Here is a 19,668-nt window from a genome sequence, read left to right on the forward strand (position 1 = left end):
ATATATTGTTTGATTACTTATTTTGACTTTACTAAAACTATTGGCTGGATGAAATTTCTGAAGTGTAGTGTTTTGTACGTGTTTTTATTATGTTGGGTTACCCCTGGTACAACTGCCCAAACTCCCCCCAACCTAATAGAGCAACTCATGAAAGCCCGCCCTTACTGGTTTGGCAAAGTATTGAAAAACCCGGCAAAGTATGAAGTACAAATTTTGTATACGCAGATTAACCGTGACAAAAAAAACAAACCCATTTACCAGGATTTTAGCTATCGGCTCAAACCCGAAGCATATTTTAATCCGGCAAGTGTAGTAAAACTGCCCTTGTCGTTGCTTGCCCTTGAGAAAATGCATCAGACCAATTTACTGGGGGTAGATAAATTTACCCGAATGGGCACCAAAGCCAGTTATAAATGCCAGAAAAACGTACCTGGAAACCTACCCAAAGATCAAAACTACCCTTGTTTGGCACGTTATGTAGAACAAATGATGTTGGTAAGCGACAACGACGCTTACAGTAGGGTGTTTGAATATTTGGGCTCGCAGTATATCCAACAACGCCTTGCCCAACGAGGTTACCTTGACATGCGCATTGTGCGGAGGTTTGACGATGAGTGCGACAGTGTGACCAATCGCCACACCAACGCCGTGATCTTTTATAATGACCAACTCGAACCCATTCATTATCAGCCGGCCCGCTACGATCCTTCCCCATTTAGCTTTCCCTGGGGAACCCTCAAAAAGGGGAGGGGTTACTTAAAAAAAGGTTACTTGATACGCCGCCCTCTGGATGTGACTTATAGTAATTATGTGTCGCTCAAAGATGTACACCAAATAATGAAAACAGTCATGTTTCCCGAAGCTGCGCCGCCTCCTTACAGGTTTGACCTGCACTGGAAAGATTATCGTTTTTTGCAAAAACGCTTGGGTAGTTATCCCCGTGAAGGCACCCTTGCTCGTTACCGTGCACCCAAGTATTTTGACACCCACAAAAAATACTTGTATTATGGACGCAAAAAGGTGAGAGTAAACCCAAATATTCGTATTTTCAATATTGTAGGATGGTGGGCTGGTTATTTGGTAGATTCAGCCTATATTGTAGACTTTAAAAATGGAGTAGAGTTTTTTTTGTCGGCGTTGATTTATACCAACGAAAACCAGGTATTTGATTATAAATTTGAGTATACCACCGTGGGTTTCCCGTTTTTAGCCCGCTTGGGGCAAACCATCTATCAGCATGAGCTTAAGCGAGTGAAATCCCGCAAACCTACCCTCAACCAGTTTAAATACTGGCGATAAGAAACGGTGAAAAATAAGTTTTGACTGTTTGGCAGGTGTGGCACATCAATTATTTGCAGGCAACAAAGTATATAAAACCAAATTTATTGTGTATGGATCAATCTAATGAGATCAAGAAACAGTTTTTTAGTATTTCTGAGGTAGCCAAAATGTTTGGGGTCAATGCTTCACTCATCAGATTTTGGGAATCAGAGTTTAGCATTCTTAAACCCCAAAAAAACGCTAAAGGCGAAAGGCGTTTTGTGCAAAAAGACATAGAAGACCTCAAGCTGATTTATTACTTGGTAAAAACCAAAGGCTTTACTCTTGAAGGAGCCAAAGAGAGCATTCGTCAAAAGGCAGATGTAGCGGAGTTTCGTCAAAAAATGCAAGCACTGGAAAGCCTGAAAGAGATCAAGGTTTTTTTAGTAAACCTAAGAGATAGCCTCATCGACCAACCACTGTAACCACCAACTATAGCCGTTAATCAATGATTCCGAAAGTTCCAGACATAGAAGATCGAACGTATACTTTGAACGAAGTAGCCCAACTAATGGAAGTAAGCGATTACCTTGTACGCTTTTGGTTGCTAGAGTGTAACCTTAAGGTGCAAGATACGGGCTATAAAACATTCACTGGCCACGAAGTAACCTATTTGATGCAAATAAATAGGTTTAGTAAAGAAAATGGGGTAACGTTTGCCGTGGCAAAAAACGCGATAGACCAAGAAGTAGACCTGATTCAACAAAAAATAAGAGCGACCGAAAAGCTTAAAAGCATTAAACAGTTTTTTGAAGCTTTACGCAATAACCTGAACTAAGATGAAAACCTTATTTATTTTTTTAATATTACTTTTTCCTGGATTAGATCCACCTCCTGCTCCATCAGACACCTCCCGCCCCGAAGCCCAGGCTGAAACAGGCAGACATGTTTTGCAAAAAATAGAAAAACAAGCACGCAAGAAAATCCCACCCCCTGAATATAGAAATATACACAAGAAACCAGCCCTTCAGGTAAAAAGCCCTTACCAAACCAAAGACGAAGAAGATGTAGGCATTGCCATTGCCTTGCTTTTGTTGGCGGTGTTTGCCACCGGACTTTTATTGATGATTCGTTTTAATGTGGCTTTTTGGATTGCCGCTTTGGTTAACCTAGGTGTTCATCTTCTTTTGATGCTATGGGTGTTTTTGGGCATAGGAACCGAAAAAAATAAAAAGCCTGTGAAAGCAAGAAACTTGGCAGGAGCTTTAGGTGCGGCTGCAATCAATGTGGCCTCTGGGTGTGCTGGGGCGGTACTGGGATATGTGGTCGTAGGATTTTTAATTGTGATTCTTGGCATTACCACTTTGTTTTTGTATTTCGAAAGCTCCATTGCTTTTCTTATCATTGGAGGGCTTGCTTTGTTGGGAGGGCTGATTGCCTTATTTTCCCATTGGTTTACCAATGACAGTTCTACTACTACCTCATCCAAAAAAGAAGAGTAGTAGAAGCAGGAAAAAATTACCATAGCTATAGAGATGATTACCTTGTTAGGAACATATTTGCAAAAGCAAGAAATTGTTTGACGCGGTCTTATAATTCAAATGTTGCCAAGTTTGATACCTGCCAGACTTTTGAAATCTAGCAGGTAGGACTTATTCGCTTAAAGTATATGATGAGACAGCCTCAAATGGTGGTTTTTACTACTGTTCGTCAGTTTGGTCGTTGTCAGTAAAACGCCACGAGATAGGGACAAGCCCAAGTTTTTCTATATCCTCTTTTGGGTGCGGCTTGGTTAACTGTGACTTGTCCTCAGGGTTATAATGTTCTACCATTATTTCACCTTTTTTTACTGGAAAGTGAGTGTGTAACAATGTAATGCCAAATTTATCCAATACATTGTACTTTTTCAGTACTTCCTTTATCTCTTTAAACAAAGCCTCATCCTCTTTCGTGTATTCTTTTACATCATCAATATAAGGGAGGTTTTTATAAGGTTTTGCCCAATCTTCATCTTTCATATTTTCCATGGTCCATCTATCATTTATGAACAAAAAACGGTGTGACTTACGAAAAGTCACACCGTTAATTTATAAAAAATAATAATTAATAACTCTTTTTTATTTTCATTTTTCTCTTTTGTATTTTTTGAGTTTTACCCAACGCCTTGCTTTGTTTACGGGTTTGCTTATCTACTTGCTTCAAAACCGCCTTCCAATCAATACCCTTGCGCTGATCACTCCTGATGCTTTGTAGGGCTTGCAGGAGGTTTTGAGTAAATAAACCCGGGTAAGCTTTGCTGCCAGGTTTGTTGCTCAGTATAGTAATATCGCCAGAAGTACCCAAAAACAGCTTTTGATAAGCATTGTCAGCTTTAGGCTTTTCTATCGCCTTTATACCCTGGGTTTGCACTGGGCTTTGTCCAGTATTCTTATTTATTTCATCTAGCCGGGCGTAGTTGGCATAGTTTATTTGTTGATTGCCATTGTCTACCATTACTAGCTTGAGCGCGGCACTGCTGTGTATCAAAGCATTGTTCAGCCTATTGACGGCAGCATTTAGTTGTCCACTGTTTTTACCCAAATAATATACCCATACTACATCGTTGCTGTTCAACTGTTGAGAGCTTATAAGGCTTCCCCATTGTTGTGAAACAAATGCCTCAATACCCCTCTTTTTAGAGGTCAATTGCATGCCTGTTTGGGTTGCTACGTCTCGTCCTACCTTCATCAGGGTATAGTAATTTAGGTTAGCATCATCGGCAAATACCCACAGGTGTAACTTGCCCGGTGCCCTGTATTTGATGGCAAGTTCCTGATTGTTAAAATCATTCTTAGCCACACTTCTGCCACGCATATAAGCATTTTGTGTACGTTTTTTGCGCTCGATTCCTTTTCTGTGTTTGCTTCTTTTTTTGGCAGACCTGACTGCATCAAATGATGACAGTTTATTCTTTTTGGCTATTTTATTGTACTGCTCCTTCTCCTCTTTGTTTACACTTTCTTTAGATACTCCCGTGGTCTTGATTGTCTCCCTTGACTTGTCATCTTTGGCTTTTGATGTGGTCTTTCTGGGTACCAACCCTATAGTAGGCGGCGGTGGGGGAGGAGTCATCATTTCTTTGCTTTCTATATCTTCTTCTGTTACTACATTACCATCTGTTTTTATTTTTTCGGGAGAATTTCCTCCTCCTTGATTTTTTTTCTTGCTCAATGCAATCACCCGATTCGTAAGTAAGTCGGTATTGCCCTTAAGGTCTAAATTTTTGTTGCTGGTTTCGGCAGCATTTTCATTTGATTTTTTGGCTGTAGTACTTTCAGTTTCAATGGTGGGTTTTTGCTCGACTTTAGGTGCCATATCTTTGCCAGTGGTAGCACCAATTGCTTCATTTGAACTTTTGTCTTTGGTGTTATCCAACAAACGTGGAACGCTCAATACCATGAGCAATGCCACACAAGCAGCTACCGAAATGCCTATGACATTGCGACGACGAGCTGCCAAAGCTACTGTTTTTGCTTCAGCATTGGCCAAAGTGCCCCGCAAAGCTTCTTCGCTTTCATTCATTAGGTTTTCGAGGTATGGGCGGTCTTTTTGTTCTTCTGTATAAAACCCCTTGATTCCCTCTACAGTCAGCTGAAGAGTTTCATCCTGCTGCATTTGCTGCTCAAACAAAGTCCTGTCCTCATCCGATAAGCGTCCATCGATATAGTCTAGTATAGTATCCTGGTCAAAGTAATCTATATGTTCGTTGCCTCCAATATCTTTCATGGTTCCACAGTGTTAGAAAATTTCTTTTTTAATATCCTTGATATTCTTTTTAGCGTCTCTCAGGTGCGTTTTTACAGTAGTTACCTTACTATTGTTCTTTTCTGCCATCTCTTTTTGAGAATAGCCCAATTGCTTCTGGTTTAATATCCTTAGTTGGGTGGGGCTCAATACTTTTTTGAGTCTGCCAAAAAACTCTTTTTTCTTAATATTATAAGCACCATCATTCACTGCCACATTTTTTTGTCCTTGCTTGTATTCTGCAAAAACCTCTTGCTCTCTTTTTGCCTTACTTATAGCGTTCAGGCTTAGTTTTTTGGTCATGTCTATCAACAGACCTTTAATGCTTTGCACCTGATAGTTTTCTTTACTTTTCTGGTGAATTTTTACAAAAACCTCTTGTAAAATATCCTGCGCTACATCTTCTTTTTTAGTCATGGCATAAGCAATACCGAATAACTGTACCCGGTAGCGTTCATGAATGTAAAAAAAGGCTTTTTCATCGCCCTGGCAGCACCTTTGCCAGCACTCTTCATCCGACAAACCCTTGCCCTTATTTTTACTTACCGACATAATAAATTAATTAGAATTAAACCTTGGCATTGTACTCATAAAGACAGCCTAAATAAAAAAAAGGAGTAGAACTGTGTGAAAAAAACTACTCCCTGTTGTTACATCTTATAGTGTAGGTGTTTAATAAAGTAGCGTGTTTAATACCTGGCAGGTTTCAAAAAACTGTTGGTTATAGGTAGAAAAACCTGATTTTCCTTGATTTAGAGGTTTTAAAACACTTGATACAAATATTAAATCTCAACTTACCATACTCTACATAAGATACTTACATCAAAAAAATAATAAAGAAATTTGCTAAATATGGTATTACCCAAACCTGAGCAATATCAGGTTTGGGTAATACCATATTTGTTATAGTCTATTAATATACTCAAGTTAGCCCAAAAATCCCACTATGTAATGGTTGAAAAATAAGGCATCCATTTGGAGATAGAGATTTACCACTGAGGCGAGATGGCAACTTGAGCCAGCTTGCGCGACGGTTGCGTTCGTAGCAGCGCTACGAGCAGTAAAAACTCACAGTCCCGGCGAACTGCCGGGGTAACGAAGTATCAATAGTAAAGGTCATTTCCTAAATCGGAAGCTTACAGTCCCGATGAATCGGGGATTATTTTTTGTCCATTACTATAAAGCGCATTAGCCAATTAATAAGCTGGAATACGGTCGGCTCTTTCCTTTACAGCTTTTATGTTTACATTTTTTTTATAAGTTTGTTTTACCCTTTCAAACTGTTGATTCAGTGTTTTAATCTTCTTGTCTATTTTTGCCGGATCTCCGTTTAACTTGACGGCCCCTTTCAATATTCTTACGATATTTTTGTGGTGTTCGTCTAGTGCCGCCAGGTATTCAATAGATATTTTCTCGAGTTCTTCTGACATAAACTCTACCTTTTGACGATTAAGCAATGAATAACCTAAGTGAGGGTCATTTACCAGTTTGTCATAATTAAGACTTCTTCGGGTTTTATTTTGGCCTTCAATTTGTTTAATACGCTCACTTACAATGCGGTAAGTATAATATTTGTTAAGCACATCGTTGAGCGAAGCCTTTTCAACATCTACTTTTTTCACTCCGTGCAAGGGCATCACCATATCTTTTACAAACCCGTTGCTAAGCCTTGCCAAACCCTCTGCTCTTACTTTCAGACTGTTGATACTTTGGTCAAGGTTAGTACTTGCCTTGCTCAATTGTTCGTAGTGCTTTACATAACTCAGGGCACCATTTTGTACCCCCATTATATTACCAACGTTGATATCTCTTTCGCCCATAGCTACTCCATTTACAAAGTTGAGCACTGATTGAATAGAGCTTACCCCAGGCACAATAGAGGTAACCGCCTGGGTAATGGGATTTTTGATAATACCTGAGATAATACGTAAAAACTTGGGCTTTTTTCGGCGACCTAATTGAATGTTTTTGTTTAAAATGCGCATCATTTCCTGCTCCAGCGAAAACCCCAGCTCACTATTGGTAGGATTGTTCAACTCTGTAATGGCATTAAAATAATCAGTAAAGGTAAGTGAAGCCTCTACACCGTTCAAGCCATTGTTAAAAGCCTCCATAAAATCTGCCGTATTTTGTATGCTGGTACGGTTAGTTTCGTAGCGGTTTTTGGCATCCAGTAAGTCTTTGTTGGTAAGTTGTTTGATAGTTTTAGATACCCTTGCAAAGGTACTCCTATCCTTGCGGATGAGGTTTTCCAGCGACTTGTACGTGTTGTTTAAGGTGTTTAGAGAGTCGGCAAGTGTTTTCTCGCGTTTTTCGGCAGCTGACTCCAGCGTAAAAAAACGCTTGTATAGCTTGGCCACCGAGTCGGCAGTACTGGGCTTTTGGGCGTTTACCGAAAAGCAACTAAATACCATCAATATGCCAATACAAAACGTAAAATTCTTCATGCTTAAAAATGTTTTCATAAATGTGCTACATATAGTTATTTCAAAGTCTGAAATCGTCCCGAAATCTAGGCTGAAAAGATTGGCTAAATTTAACAATATATAAGAGTAAAAATTGCTTCGGTAGACGAACTTTCGACAAGTTTTCACTCAAATATGCTAATTTCTATGAGTTATATCAAAAAACATAAGTTAATAAAATTGACATTTGTAAAGCGGGAATTAACAAAAAAAAATCTCTTCTGAATTTCAGAAGAGATTTTGATGATAAAATCACATATTTTGGTGTATACACCATTTATATTTTACTGTCCTGCATCATACTCATACGTGTTGCCATTAATGACTACAGTTACCTTACGGTCACAGGTTCCGTCACCATAGTCTACCGTAGCATCACCACGTGCAGTGGTATATTTTACTTTACCCGATACTGGCATAAAAATGCTACTTTTCCAGCACTCTGTTTTGTGAGTAACAGCTTCTTGTATTTCAGCGCTGTAGGCCACTCCTTTTCGGTTAGTACCACTAAAAGTTCCTGTCACTGTAAACTCATCGTCAAAAGGACTAAAGCTTCCAAAGCCTTTGCTCCAGGTTTTGGTTTTATCACTTATATAGGTCACGGTTGCTGCCGGGCGGTCGTTGTCAATAGCGGGCAATTCAATGGTTAGGTTATTTTCATAGCGGAATTTAGGAGTTCCTGTCAAACCATTACTGTTGAAGGTGATGCTACTTAGGTTGGTTACCTTGCGCGTGCCACTGATGGTGCGGCTCAATGTCTGTCCATTTTTGGTGATTGTGCTAGAGTACCCGGCAAAAGCGGTTGTGCTTACAGTATTCAGGGCGTTCCATTTTCCGGTATACACAATGGTTACTTTTCCCTTGCGGGTAATAGTTACCAATGTACCACCAGAAGTGATAGAGTCGGTGCAACCAGTGCCATAATCAATGGCTACGGTACGAGTGCTCGCTGTAGTGTTTTTGGTAATGCTAACACTGGCACATCGCTTAAAAGTTACAGTAGTGTCACCAGTAGTACGTGCATTAATTGTACTGCTGAAAGTTTTTTCTATTTCATTTATGTCAGATTCTAGCTTGTCTGCCTCTTCCTGAGCTTCACTGGCTGTTTCTACACTACTGTTGGTTACTTCTTGATCTAAAGTAGTGGTAGGGTCAGTTGATTCTTCTTTTTTACAACTCCAAAGCGCTATACTGGCTACCAAAGTCAAAACAATGAATTTCGTGAAAAAGGTGTTGGAATGTTTCATAAAACAGATATTAAAATTAATAGGTTCTCATTTCTAAATTATTTTTTAGATATATCCTTTTACGGAAGGTTTAAATGAAGAGAGAAAAAAAAATAAAAAAACTGGACATTATCTACCTGATAGCAGGAGTAAACAAGCGCAATGATAAATGTAATGTTTTGGTAGTGAGTAGGTAGCGTGCTGAGTGCAGATAAATACAAGCACACAAGAGGAGAAGAAAGCGACAGACCCAAAAAGGGAGTTGACCCTGTCACTTTAGAGTAATTTATAACTTTTCTAATACAGGTACTTCTTCAAAGTTTTCGCTGATAGGGTATGCCTTAAGTGTAATATGAGGGTAATATTTTCTTAGTTTGGCAAGCGTCGATTTTTTGAGAGGTGTCCAGTAATAGTTAATATAGCGAAGTTTTTTTAGTTGATAAAAAGAGCGGGGTAATTTTTTGAAAAAATTGCCATCTATGTATAAGTTTTCTATGTCAAACATAGTTACTTCTTCGGGCAAGCGAGTCAGTTGTAAATCGCTCAAGGTCAAAGTTTTGCTATGTGGGTTATACAAGCTTTGTAATACCTGGGGAACAGGCTCTATTTTGTTTTTCAGGCGAAAAAGGTTGCCCTTGCCCCGAAACTTGACCCAAAGGTTGCCCAAGTCAACAGCGTCAATATCTTTGTGCAGGTAAATTTTTTCTAAACATTGACTTACATTAGTTTCGTCAGATGTCCACTCTGCCATTTTGTTGTAATATTTGGCAATAAACTTTTTTAAACTTTCAGAAGCCCAATCATAATAAAGTGCTTGAGATGCTTCGCGAATGTGGTATTCGGGATGAAGCCGTGACAAAACAAAAAGATAGGTAATCAACTGGGGAGGAACGCCCCCGTTTTGCATCAGCTGAAGGGCAAGTTCTACTTTATCAGCGTCATTGTTTGCCAACAAAGTCCTAATATTGTTTATCATCTGATCAGTTTCTCGGTTTTCCTTAAGCAAGTAATAGTTATGAATTTGGGTTTCCATTGGATTGAACACAGAAAGTAGTTTTAGAGTTTTTATTAACAATTATGTACGCACTAACCATCTGATTGTTTGAGAATTAAACCAAAAAAAGCATAATTAATATAAGTTATTAATATGCAACTGGCTTTGGTTATCGTTGTGTTAACTTATAGTTGAATTTATACAAATCTAATCAAACCTCCCTATTTTTGTTGTTTTTTTGGTATTCTGTACCTACCTAACCCTTGCAATGATGGCTGATTTTTCCTTTAAAAAATTATTTTCATTCTTAAAAACTAAAAAAACTTTCTCAAATACTACATCAACCCAAGAGAAAAAATTAAAGCAGTTGCTTTTGAGTAGTGATGCAGGTCAAGTTCGCCTGGCTTTTTATTTAATGAAAGGTACAGGTGTACCAAGCAAGTTACTACCGATCATAAAAGCACATTACCAGGCGTTGTGTTTCGAAACCGGGCTCATGTTTCCTTTACATTCTTTGAGAGCATTGTACATATCAGGAGTGTGTTTGGCGGGTGTATCGCCTGAGATAGGCAAGCTTAAAAAATTAAGAGAGTTATGTATAGAAAACTGCGACCTTGAGCAATTACCCCCAGACATAGGGCAACTCAAAAGGCTGAAAGTTTGCTGGCTCCGTTGGAACAACTTACACCAATTGCCTGCGACTATTGGTCGGCTTACCCAGCTTACCGAGCTCCAGCTAGACGATAACCGATTGCGGGCTTTACCTGCCAGGCTAAACAGACTACAAAAGCTTAAAATTTTATATGCAAAGTATAATCAATTGACAGAACTGCCCAAGGAAATCACCCAACTGAGAGGTTTACAAGAGTTAAATTTGTCATACAACCATATCAATGCATTGCCGCTTGACTGGCAAACGCTTACTCAACTCAAAAAGCTGCATCTATACAACAACAATTTAAGCAACCTGCCTGACTCTATTGGGTACTTGGCGCGGCTCAAAATATTGCGTGTGCAAAACAATGTCCTTCGGGGAGTACCTGCGTCTTTGGGCAAACTTCAGCAACTCGAAGAATTGAGTATACAAAATAATCAAATTCAACAACTTCCTGCGTCTTTGGGGCATTTGCCATCGCTCAAAAGGCTCAATGTAAACGATAACTTGCTCACTTATTTGCCAGACAGTTTTCAAAACCTGGTCAATCTTGAGCATCTCTACTTGAGAGGGAACCAGTTATCGAAAAAAAACAGGGAAACCATCCAAGGTTGGTTCCCCCATATATCTATTCATTTTTAAGCGCGTATACAACTACGCCCTTAACTCTCCAATCTCAAATTTGGCTTTGAGCCCGTAAAATAAAAATCTTGCCAACTCGTCGAGCTCTATTTGTACAGGCTTTGTCTGCGCCACTTCATCGCTTTGTTGCAAATAAGCATTGATTTGAATACTGTCAGACGAAATTTCCACAATCATATATGGAATGTCTAAATACTCATTGAGGCGATTAAAAATAAGGGTAAATGTATTTTTATTGATGAGTGTGCTCCCAAAACGGTGGTATTCCAGGTTGGGTAAAAATTCATCAAAATACAAATAAGTAATCTTGCGAATAAGCTGTTGAGTATATTTGGGAGTATAATTAAATCCTTTTAAAATCTTAGCAAGCAAGTCTATATTATTCCAGTCGTTGGAGCTTAGTAGTTGATCAACTTCCCGATCGAAATTTACTATTTTCATTTTGTAAAAGTTTTCAATGGTGTACAGAAGTGTACTTTTGTCTGGCGTAGCTGGTTTCGGCTTTGTTTTGTGGTATAAAAAAACATCCATTGTATGCGATTCAATTCCTAAGAATAAATCTTTAAAAAATACAAATACCAACAAGGAAATTTCGTGCCAGAAACGGTCAAAATAAACGGCTGAATTTTTGCTATAGTGCTGAAAATCAAAGTGTAACTCATTGATTATGTGGCTACTTTGTGCGCTTCTCATAAGCTTCTCTAAACTATTCTATATTGCTTGCGTATTTCAATAATATATTGTTCCTTATGGGACATTTTGTTATATTGCTGAAAACTTAACTTTACTATATAATTTCATGGCAGATAAATCGACACAAGCAGACAGAGTGATAGATAACCATATTTTATGGTCTATGGGGGCAGGTGCGTTACCTATTCCTATAGTAGACGTAGCCGCTGTAACTGCGATTCAATTGAATATGCTCAAGGAACTTTGTCTTATATATGATGTGGACTATTCTGATGGATTTGGAAAAAACCTGATCTCGTCAATTGTAGGTGCAGGAGTGGCAAAAGTGGGAGCCAGTGCAGTGAAAACTATCCCAGTGGTGGGAGCTTTGCTTGGTGGAGTGCCTATGGTAGTATTATCAGGAGCCTCTACTTACGCTTTGGGGCAAGTGTTTAAATCTCAGCTCCAGGTAACAACCGTGCTTTCTAAATTTGACATGAGCGGCGCTAAAGAAATGTACAAGGATGCCTTTGAAAAAGGAAAACAATATGTGAAAGATTTGAGGGATAGGGTAGGGTTTGGTGAAAAACCAGGCACCCCTGAAGCAGATGACAACAAAGGTGACCAGACAGATGGCAAAAAGGACAGCGATAACAGTGCTGACAGCAAGCAAACCACTGGAGATGATGCCGTTTTTGAAAAACTGAGAATCTTGGGCGACTTGCGCGACAAGGGCATTCTGACCGAAGACGAATTTCAACAAAAGAAACAAAAGATTTTGGCTCAATTGTAGTGAAATCAACCATACTTATTTTATACAGGCTTCTGGTGTTCAATCATCAGAAGCCTTTTTTTGTAATGATAGGGTATTTTCAAACATCTGTCGATAATTGGCAGTTTCATCGTGGTGGTTCAACTGAGTTTGTACCATTTGCTTACAGTTTGCCCCCATTTTTTGTAACTCATCTGCCGACAAGGTAAACATTTGGTTGATGGCCTCGCGGCATTGGTCTAAGTTGCCAGGGTGAAATAAATGCCCATGTACCCCTTCTTCCAGAAAATCGCCCATTCCTCCGGCTTTGGCAGCAATAAAAGGCATTCCCAATCCTCCAGCTTCCATCATTACATTGGGCAAACCATCATAATACGAAGGAATAGCCACCAGGTCGCAGGCAGCATAGTAAGGCAACAAAGCGTATCGTTCCATAAACGGGTAGTGCGTATAGTGTAATATGTCAGTGTTTGCCTCCAGAAACTTCGCTACAGCTTCTGTCATATCTCCTATAATAAGCAAATGCACTTGTGGCAGTTTACCTGATAGCTTGAGCGCTTCTAAAAAAAACAATACGCCTTTCTTTGATTTTAAATGCCCAAACATTCCCCACACCTTTCGAGTACTGACTTGGGTTACATGGGTGTTACGCCATTCTTGGGCTTTTTTCTTGTCTGAGGCAAGCAATTGCCATTCGTTAAGGTCTATGCCGTTGGCAATATGGCTTACTCTAGCCTGAGAAAATAAGCCTTTGATTTTGTCCATTTTGTCTTTGCTTACTACACAAATATGGGCGGCATTGAGGAGGGCGTTTTTTAATATCTCTTGCCTTTTGGGTGAAAATATACCCGTATCAAAGTCGTTGCCGCGCAGCAATACTACGTAGGGTAACCGAAGCCAGGCGGCAAATATAGGAGCGGCCAACATAGGCACTTGTCCACCAAAAGCTACCAAATGGGTAATAGCAGGGCTTTGTGCCTGGGCGAGTTCCTGGTTGTAGTTTTCTATAAATGACCAGACCAGGTTCAAACTGTGCGACACGTCGGGGTGCATAGCAAATGCAATATTTTTACCGTTTTGCACGCTTACTACCTTGGTTTTGGTCAGGTGGTTGGTAAAATGCACTACATCTACCAATACCCCGTCGGCACGCAAATGGTGCACGATGCGGTCGCAAGACTGAGCCATTCCTCCTTTGTTGGGGTAGTAGTTTTCGGTAAGCCAAAGAATTCTCAATTGAGTAGGTGTTGATCTTGTCATTGCTATAATGCCAGAAAGTGATGGTCAGATTTAAACTGGGGTAAAGTTAATAGTAAGAACTATATATTCAATAATAACAAACACTATCCAACAGGAGGGTAATATTATACATAAAAAAACGAAGCCAGTACACTGCCTGGCTTCGTTGATGGTACGAAAAAACTCAAAATAAGGATTTGTCTTGCTACTTTTTCATTGTTTCGGGATACAATACCACTTTGATGTAGTTTTTCATATCAAAGTATTTTTGAGCAGCTTTTTGCATATCTTTAGAATTCAACGCCTGAATACTTTGCTCATATTCGGTTATTTTTTCTCGATCTTTCTCATTGACATAAGCACTACGCAGGGTGTTTAGCCAATAGCGGTTGTTTTTCATGTTGGTTTCCATACTGCGTATTTGTTGGGCTTGCACCTTTTTTAAGTCCTTACTGCTGATGCCACTCTTTTGTATTTTCTTTATTTCGCCCATCGTGGCAGTTACCAAGTCGTCTACATTGTTTGGGGCACAAGGAAAAGACACTACGATGGCATAATTATCATAAGGCTTTTTTTGCATATAGCTATAAGCACCCGCTCCATACACTCCTCCTTTTTCTTCGCGTAGCTTTTCAATCAATTTAATACTGAGTGCTTCGGCAAGCGCTTTAATCAGTGAGGCATCTTTTGTACTGTATTTGGCTGCCCCCATAAACGACAGGTGTACTTGACTTTTAGGGTCTTTGCCTTTGTACAGCTTTTTGGTTACTTTGCCTTTGGGCGGACGAATCCCTAAGTCTTTGAAAGTAGCTTTTTGTTGGGTGGTAGGCAAACTACCGATATATTTTTCAAGCAATGGTTTGATCTTGTCCACCTTAAAGTTGCCCACAAATACAAATTTAAAATTTTGACCATTGCTAAATATGCGCTTATAAAAAGCCATTGTCTGATCAAGGTCTATTTTTTCTAACTCTTCTTTGGTAGGAAAGAAACCAGCGGCACGGGGATGATTTTGATTCTTAATTTTTGTTAACTGGTCTTGAAAGTAAAAATTAGGATTTGCCATCAGGTTTTGCATCATACTCTTGTACTGGTTTTTCATTGATTTAAACGCCGTCTCATCTTTGCGAGGTTGGGTAAAGTACAAATGAGTCATTTGCAAGGCCGTTTCAAGGTCTTGCGGAGTAGTAGCACCACTCACCCCGTGGGTCACCTCACGAATATAAGGTTTTACACTGACGGATTTGCCTGCCATCATTTTGCGTAGGTCGGCTGCTTTGAATTTGCTCACGCCACTAGCAACTATAATTTGCGAAGCATAAATTGCCGAGACGTGGTTTTTGGCGGCAGCCAGCGAATACCCCCCCAAACTGTAGCCGTTAAACAACACCTGATCATCTTTAAAATCGGTAGGTTTCAAAGTAACCACAATACCATTAGAGAGGGTAAGCTCGGTAGTACCCGACTTGGGGTATGTTTTGGTATTGGTTACTTTGCCCGCTGTGGGCATTTTATCCATCAGTTTAGTCCCTACTGCCTTGTCTTTATAAGGTTTTACCGCATTGAAAGCTACCTCTTTGAGCACAGTTCTTACTTGTGCCTCGGTGGGTACAATCACTCCTTTTTTTTCTGGAGCGTTGATAATGATTACCCGGTTGTCCTTGGTGATCCACTTTTTAGACAAAGCGTTTACTTCTGCTAAAGTAATTGTAGGCAATACCTTTTTGACAAACTCATATTCAAACTTTACTCCTGGGGTAGGTTCTTTCTGTAAAAAGTGAGCCACATATTCACGGGCAAAACTTTTAGAGTCGGTTTTTTTGCGTTCGTTATAGGCGCGTTTGTAGCTGTTCAGAATTGTTTTTTTATAACGCTCAAACTCTCCTTTGGTAAAGCCGTGTTTTCGTACGCGTTTGCTTTCGGTCAATGCTACCCTCAAGCCGCCCAAAATATCATCGCCATTGGCAAGTACAGAGCCTGAGTAGGCGTCTATAGATCGGATAAAGCTGCCGTAATAAAAGCCCGCATTGATAAACGGAGGATCGGCTTTTTCGGTAAGCTCACGCAAACGTTGGTTGAGCATACCACTATGAAAGCGATTGATAATTTGCTGGCGATAATCTGTCAGGTTTTTTACCTTCTTGAGTGGTTTTTTATAAATGATTTGTACTTGTGAGAAGGGCGCCTCTTTATCTGTATTGATAGATACAAAGGTTTTTTGGTGAGGAGGCACCGGATATAGTTTTTTTTCGCGGACATTTTTTACTGGCTTTAGGCGAGAAAAATGCTGTTTGATTTTTTTCTCCATAGCGTCTAAGTCAATATCACCCACCACTACTACTGCCATTAGGTCGGGGCGGTACCAATCTTTGTAAAATTGCTTTAGAGTATTGTATTTAAAGTTTTCTAGAATTTTCTTTTTGCCTATGGGCAAGCGTTTGGCATAACGCGAATCATTAAGTAATACTGGAAAGTATTGGTCGCGCATGCGTTGTCCAGCGCCTCGCCCCAGTCTCCATTCTTCTATTACTACACCACGTTCTTTGTCAATTTCTTTGTTGTCAAAGCTTACATTATGCGCCCAGTCTTCCAAAATCTGAAAGCCTTTATCCATTACCTCTTGCTTATCAGTAGGTAACCTGAGCATGTATACTGTTTCGTCAAAACTAGTGTAAGCATTCAGGTGGGCACCAAATTTTACCCCTGCCGATTGCAAATAACTTACTAACTCGTTTTTCTTGAAGTTTTTAGTACCGTTAAAGGCCATGTGTTCTACAAAGTGAGCCAGCCCTTGTTGGTTGTCGTTTTCTTGCATAGACCCAGCATTTACGGCAAGCCTTAGTTCTACCCTTTTTTCTGGTTTGGCATTTTTACGGATATAATATTTTAATCCATTTTTTAGCTTACCAGTTCTTACCTGCGCATCAAAGGGTATTTTTTTGTCTAATTGTTGGGCAAAAGATGTTTGTCCGGCCACTACCACAGCAAGCAAACAAAGCATCATGCCTTGGGTAATCAATTTATAATTCATAGTTTTCTATAGTTTAATATGAAATGGTGATAGACCAACTATCAACTTATATCAAGCTTAGTTCAGGTTAATAGGTATACCATCAAACAAACCTATAACTATTGCATTAGTCATACAAGCACTGCATTATTTTTTTATGTTACAGCAGGTTCATCGCCTCTGTCTCTTGCCTAACCTATCTTGTGGGTTGTTCCGTATATACTTACACCCAGCACTCTTTCTGAGGTTTTTATACGTGTTTTATCAGGGACTATAGAAGCAGGAAAGAGCGCAGAACAGGGACAGTATGAACCAATTAATTGAATACACTCATGACACGTATACGATATGGTGATTGTGAAATATGCGGACGAGAAAAATCGCTCAGCTTCCACCACCTTATTCCTTGTAATTTGCATAAAAAGAAGCTTTTTTTAAGAAAGTTTGGCAAAGAAGAAATGAAAACCAGAGGATTGAACTTGTGCCGAATGTGTCACTCTACAATTCATAAGTTTTTTGAGCTCAAAGACTTAGGCTTACACTACAACACTAAAGACAAGCTGATGGAAAACGAAAAGTTTGCCAACTATGTAAAGTGGGTAAAAAAGCAGAAGTAGCACAAAGCATAAGATAAGGCTCTATAGAACAACTTATTTTTGTCGATTTACTAAACCCCAAATGTCTCACGATATTTGGGGTTTATTTTGGTCACAGGTTTAAACCAAATCCTTGGGCAGTACAGGTATTTTTCGGATACGTTTGCCAGTAGCGGCAAAAATAGCGTTGAGCACTGCTGGGGCTAAAGGTGGCACCGCAGGTTCGCCTGCTCCTGTAGGGTCATCCTCGCTCTCTATCAAGTGTACTACTATTTCGGGGGTTTCGTCCATACGTAGTACTTTATAGTCGTGGTAATTGCTTTGTTTTACTCTGCCGTTTTCAAAGTCTACTCCACCATACAGCAAAGCCCCCAATGACCAGATAATGCTCCCCTCTACTTGCCCCCTGACAAAGTGAGGATTGATGACCTTGCCCAGGTGCATTACACAAGTGATCTTATGTACCTTAAGTTTTCCCTGGTTTACCGACACCTCGGCTATTTGGGCGCATGCCGTGCGCGAAAATCCCGCTACTGCCAGCCCTTGTCCGTGTCCTTTAGGCATTTTTTTGCCCCATTGACCTACCTCTACTACTTTGGGCAGTACTTGGCGAAAGCGCTTGCGGGTGAGTTTCCTGAAATTTTGGATCAGTTTGGCACGGTCGCCAGTGCCTACCAACTCTACAGGGTGATTGAGCAGCTCCATTCTGAGCTTGTAAGCATCTTGTTTTAGTTTATGAGCTATTTCGTCCATAAAACATTCCATGCCCAAGGTAGCCGAGTGTACCGATACGCTGCGCCAGGCGCCTATAGGAATGGGTGGGTCTACTAAGGTGCACTGGTTTTTGGCATTGCCAAAATGATAAAAAATATCATAAAGGCGGTTACCTCCCTGACTGCCAGAAGCCCGTACTATTTTGTTTTCCCACCCCACCAACTGGTTATTTTTAATGGCTGCCCGGTAGTTACTATAGTGGTAAGGGTGGTATTGGTCGTGCTGCATGCCGTCTTCGGGTGTCCAGACCATTTTTACTGGTTTGCCACCAATGGCTTTAGACACCAATACAGCCTCTACGATGTGGTCTTCGCCGCGTCGCCCAAAAGAGCCTCCACCAGGCAATACATGAATGGTAATGTTTTCTTCTTTGAGCCCAGTTACTTTTGCCACTGCCTGGGTGGCATTTTGTGCCGATTGGGTACTCGCCCATACCTCGCATTGATTGCCCTCTATTTTAGCAACGGCATTCATTGGCTCAAGCAAGGCGTGTGCTTGAAAAGGGTTTTCGTAGGTGGCTTCTATTACTTCAGCATCTTTAAACGCAGCCGTAGTATCGCCCAGGTTTACGGTAGGTTTGGTAATAGGCAACTTGCCTGCTTCCAGTATCTCTTTGCGTACACTTTTGAGGCTACGTTGGCCATTTTTGCCTTCGTTCCACTGTACTTTTAGGGCTTGTTTACCTTTAAAAGCCGCCCAGGTAGAGCGAGCAATCACCACTACACTGTCAAACACATAAGGATCGTTCTTAAGGTCAACATTGGTCACCTTTATTACTTGCTGTACGCCTTTTATGCCAAGGGCTGCTTTAGCATCATAGCTTTTAAGCGTACCCTTGTACACGGGGCATCGTACGGCAGCAGCGTATAGCATGCCCGGAATTTTTGTGTTGATTCCGTACTCGTCTTGCCCTTTTACTACGCCAGGGGTGATTAGGTTTGTTACCGATTTGCCTATGTACTGGTATGCCGATGTTTTTTTAAACGTGATCTTTTCGGGTATAGGTAGTTTGGCAGCAGCTCCGGCTATTTTGCCAAAGGCGAGTTTTTTGCCCGAAGGCCGATGGATCACTTGCCCGTTTTGAGTATAACAGTTTTGCTGATTAAACACGCCTTTGTGTTTTCGTTGCCAGTATTGTATGGCTGCTTCTACCAAAAGCATGCGTGCTGTGGCGCCTGCTTTGCGTAAGGGGTGCCAAAGTTTGCGAATGCTGGAGCTGCCTCCTGTGGTACCTTGTTCGTTGCGGCTAAACCTTTTGTCATAGGTAGCCCTTACTATCTTGATTTGTTGCCAATCAGCGCCCAGTTCATCGGCTAAAATCTGGGGTAGCCCCGTACCCGACCCTTGACCCATTTCTAGCTTGGTAAGCGTAAAAGTGAGCAACCCTTGAGTATCTATTTCTAAAAAAGCGTTGGGGGTAAACGTGGGCAGGTCTTTTGCCAGTACGTTACCTACGGGAAGTGCCAGGCTCAGCAGTAGTCCTCCGCTAACTGCCGTTGATACCTTTACAAAAGTTCTTCTGTTCATGAGTATTATATGGATTGTTTTTATATAAAAAAAACAAAATCAGCCCACAAAAA

General features: G+C 40.4%; 17 protein-coding genes. 7 read left to right on the top strand and 10 right to left on the bottom strand.

Annotated features, from left to right (window positions below):
• Nucleotides 1-48 precede the first annotated feature (48 nt).
• From M23134_RS24500 to M23134_RS24515, 4 genes are all read left to right on the top strand, one after another.
• Nucleotides 49-1,299 carry a serine hydrolase gene (locus M23134_RS24500; RefSeq protein WP_075164073.1) on the top strand — a complete coding sequence of 417 codons (1,251 nt, stop codon included), beginning with the start codon at nucleotides 49-51 and terminating at the stop codon, nucleotides 1,297-1,299.
• A 92-nt stretch (nucleotides 1,300-1,391) separates the two neighbouring features.
• Entirely contained in the window at nucleotides 1,392-1,745 is a 354-nt protein-coding gene (locus tag M23134_RS24505) for a MerR family transcriptional regulator (protein ID WP_045114257.1), read from the top strand.
• A 23-nt stretch (nucleotides 1,746-1,768) separates the two neighbouring features.
• Nucleotides 1,769-2,098, top strand: coding sequence for a MerR family transcriptional regulator (locus M23134_RS24510; protein ID WP_002700632.1), 330 nt, complete (start codon nucleotides 1,769-1,771; stop codon nucleotides 2,096-2,098).
• A gap of 1 nt (nucleotide 2,099) precedes the next feature.
• Nucleotides 2,100-2,762, top strand: a complete 663-nt coding sequence (locus M23134_RS24515; RefSeq protein ID WP_002700638.1) for a hypothetical protein — start codon at nucleotides 2,100-2,102, stop codon at nucleotides 2,760-2,762.
• 198 nt (nucleotides 2,763-2,960) lie between these two features.
• Here the strand turns inward: M23134_RS24515 and M23134_RS24520 are convergent, their stop codons facing one another.
• The 6 genes from M23134_RS24520 to M23134_RS24545 form a co-directional block, all read right to left on the bottom strand.
• Entirely contained in the window at nucleotides 2,961-3,287 is a 327-nt protein-coding gene (locus M23134_RS24520; RefSeq protein WP_002700639.1) for a hypothetical protein, read from the bottom strand.
• 76 nt (nucleotides 3,288-3,363) lie between these two features.
• Nucleotides 3,364-5,025 (bottom strand): hypothetical protein, encoded by a 1,662-nt coding sequence (locus tag M23134_RS24525; protein ID WP_002700641.1) that lies wholly within the window; start codon nucleotides 5,023-5,025, stop codon nucleotides 3,364-3,366.
• Between the two features lie 12 nt (nucleotides 5,026-5,037).
• Complete coding sequence (locus M23134_RS24530) at nucleotides 5,038-5,595, bottom strand: RNA polymerase sigma factor (protein WP_002700643.1); 558 nt, start codon at nucleotides 5,593-5,595, stop codon at nucleotides 5,038-5,040.
• A gap of 644 nt (nucleotides 5,596-6,239) precedes the next feature.
• Entirely contained in the window at nucleotides 6,240-7,508 is a 1,269-nt protein-coding gene (locus tag M23134_RS24535) for a hypothetical protein (RefSeq protein WP_002700645.1), read from the bottom strand.
• A gap of 284 nt (nucleotides 7,509-7,792) precedes the next feature.
• On the bottom strand, nucleotides 7,793-8,755 hold the full coding sequence (locus M23134_RS24540; protein ID WP_157558626.1) for a hypothetical protein: 963 nt from the start codon (nucleotides 8,753-8,755) through the stop codon (nucleotides 7,793-7,795).
• A 265-nt stretch (nucleotides 8,756-9,020) separates the two neighbouring features.
• Nucleotides 9,021-9,767 carry a hypothetical protein gene (locus M23134_RS24545; RefSeq protein WP_002700651.1) on the bottom strand — a complete coding sequence of 249 codons (747 nt, stop codon included), beginning with the start codon at nucleotides 9,765-9,767 and terminating at the stop codon, nucleotides 9,021-9,023.
• A gap of 334 nt (nucleotides 9,768-10,101) precedes the next feature.
• On the opposite strand from M23134_RS24545, the gene M23134_RS24550 reads away from it, so the two are divergent.
• The gene (locus M23134_RS24550) at nucleotides 10,102-11,025 is read left to right on the top strand and encodes a leucine-rich repeat domain-containing protein (protein WP_198145086.1); all 924 of its coding nucleotides are present in this window, start codon (nucleotides 10,102-10,104) and stop codon (nucleotides 11,023-11,025) included.
• Nucleotides 11,026-11,037: 12 nt separating this feature from the next.
• On the opposite strand, the gene M23134_RS41330 is transcribed toward M23134_RS24550, so the two are convergent.
• Nucleotides 11,038-11,466 (bottom strand): hypothetical protein, encoded by a 429-nt coding sequence (locus M23134_RS41330; RefSeq protein ID WP_157558627.1) that lies wholly within the window; start codon nucleotides 11,464-11,466, stop codon nucleotides 11,038-11,040.
• 358 nt (nucleotides 11,467-11,824) lie between these two features.
• Between M23134_RS41330 and M23134_RS24560 the strand changes: the two genes are divergently transcribed.
• Nucleotides 11,825-12,490: an SHOCT domain-containing protein gene (locus M23134_RS24560; RefSeq protein ID WP_002700656.1), complete on the top strand. Its 666-nt coding sequence runs from the start codon at nucleotides 11,825-11,827 to the stop codon at nucleotides 12,488-12,490.
• 39 nt (nucleotides 12,491-12,529) lie between these two features.
• On the opposite strand, the gene M23134_RS24565 is transcribed toward M23134_RS24560, so the two are convergent.
• Nucleotides 12,530-13,729 (bottom strand): glycosyltransferase family 4 protein, encoded by a 1,200-nt coding sequence (locus tag M23134_RS24565; RefSeq protein ID WP_002700658.1) that lies wholly within the window; start codon nucleotides 13,727-13,729, stop codon nucleotides 12,530-12,532.
• A gap of 184 nt (nucleotides 13,730-13,913) precedes the next feature.
• Nucleotides 13,914-16,739 (bottom strand): M16 family metallopeptidase, encoded by a 2,826-nt coding sequence (locus M23134_RS24570; RefSeq protein ID WP_002700665.1) that lies wholly within the window; start codon nucleotides 16,737-16,739, stop codon nucleotides 13,914-13,916.
• 311 nt (nucleotides 16,740-17,050) lie between these two features.
• On the opposite strand from M23134_RS24570, the gene M23134_RS24575 reads away from it, so the two are divergent.
• Nucleotides 17,051-17,335, top strand: coding sequence for a hypothetical protein (locus tag M23134_RS24575; RefSeq protein WP_002700667.1), 285 nt, complete (start codon nucleotides 17,051-17,053; stop codon nucleotides 17,333-17,335).
• A gap of 99 nt (nucleotides 17,336-17,434) precedes the next feature.
• On the opposite strand, the gene M23134_RS24580 is transcribed toward M23134_RS24575, so the two are convergent.
• Complete coding sequence (locus M23134_RS24580) at nucleotides 17,435-19,615, bottom strand: xanthine dehydrogenase family protein molybdopterin-binding subunit (RefSeq protein ID WP_002700669.1); 2,181 nt, start codon at nucleotides 19,613-19,615, stop codon at nucleotides 17,435-17,437.
• Nucleotides 19,616-19,668: the final 53 nt, after the last annotated feature.

It is taken from the genome of Microscilla marina ATCC 23134 (assembly GCF_000169175.1).
Taxonomy (GTDB): domain Bacteria; phylum Bacteroidota; class Bacteroidia; order Cytophagales; family Microscillaceae; genus Microscilla; species Microscilla marina.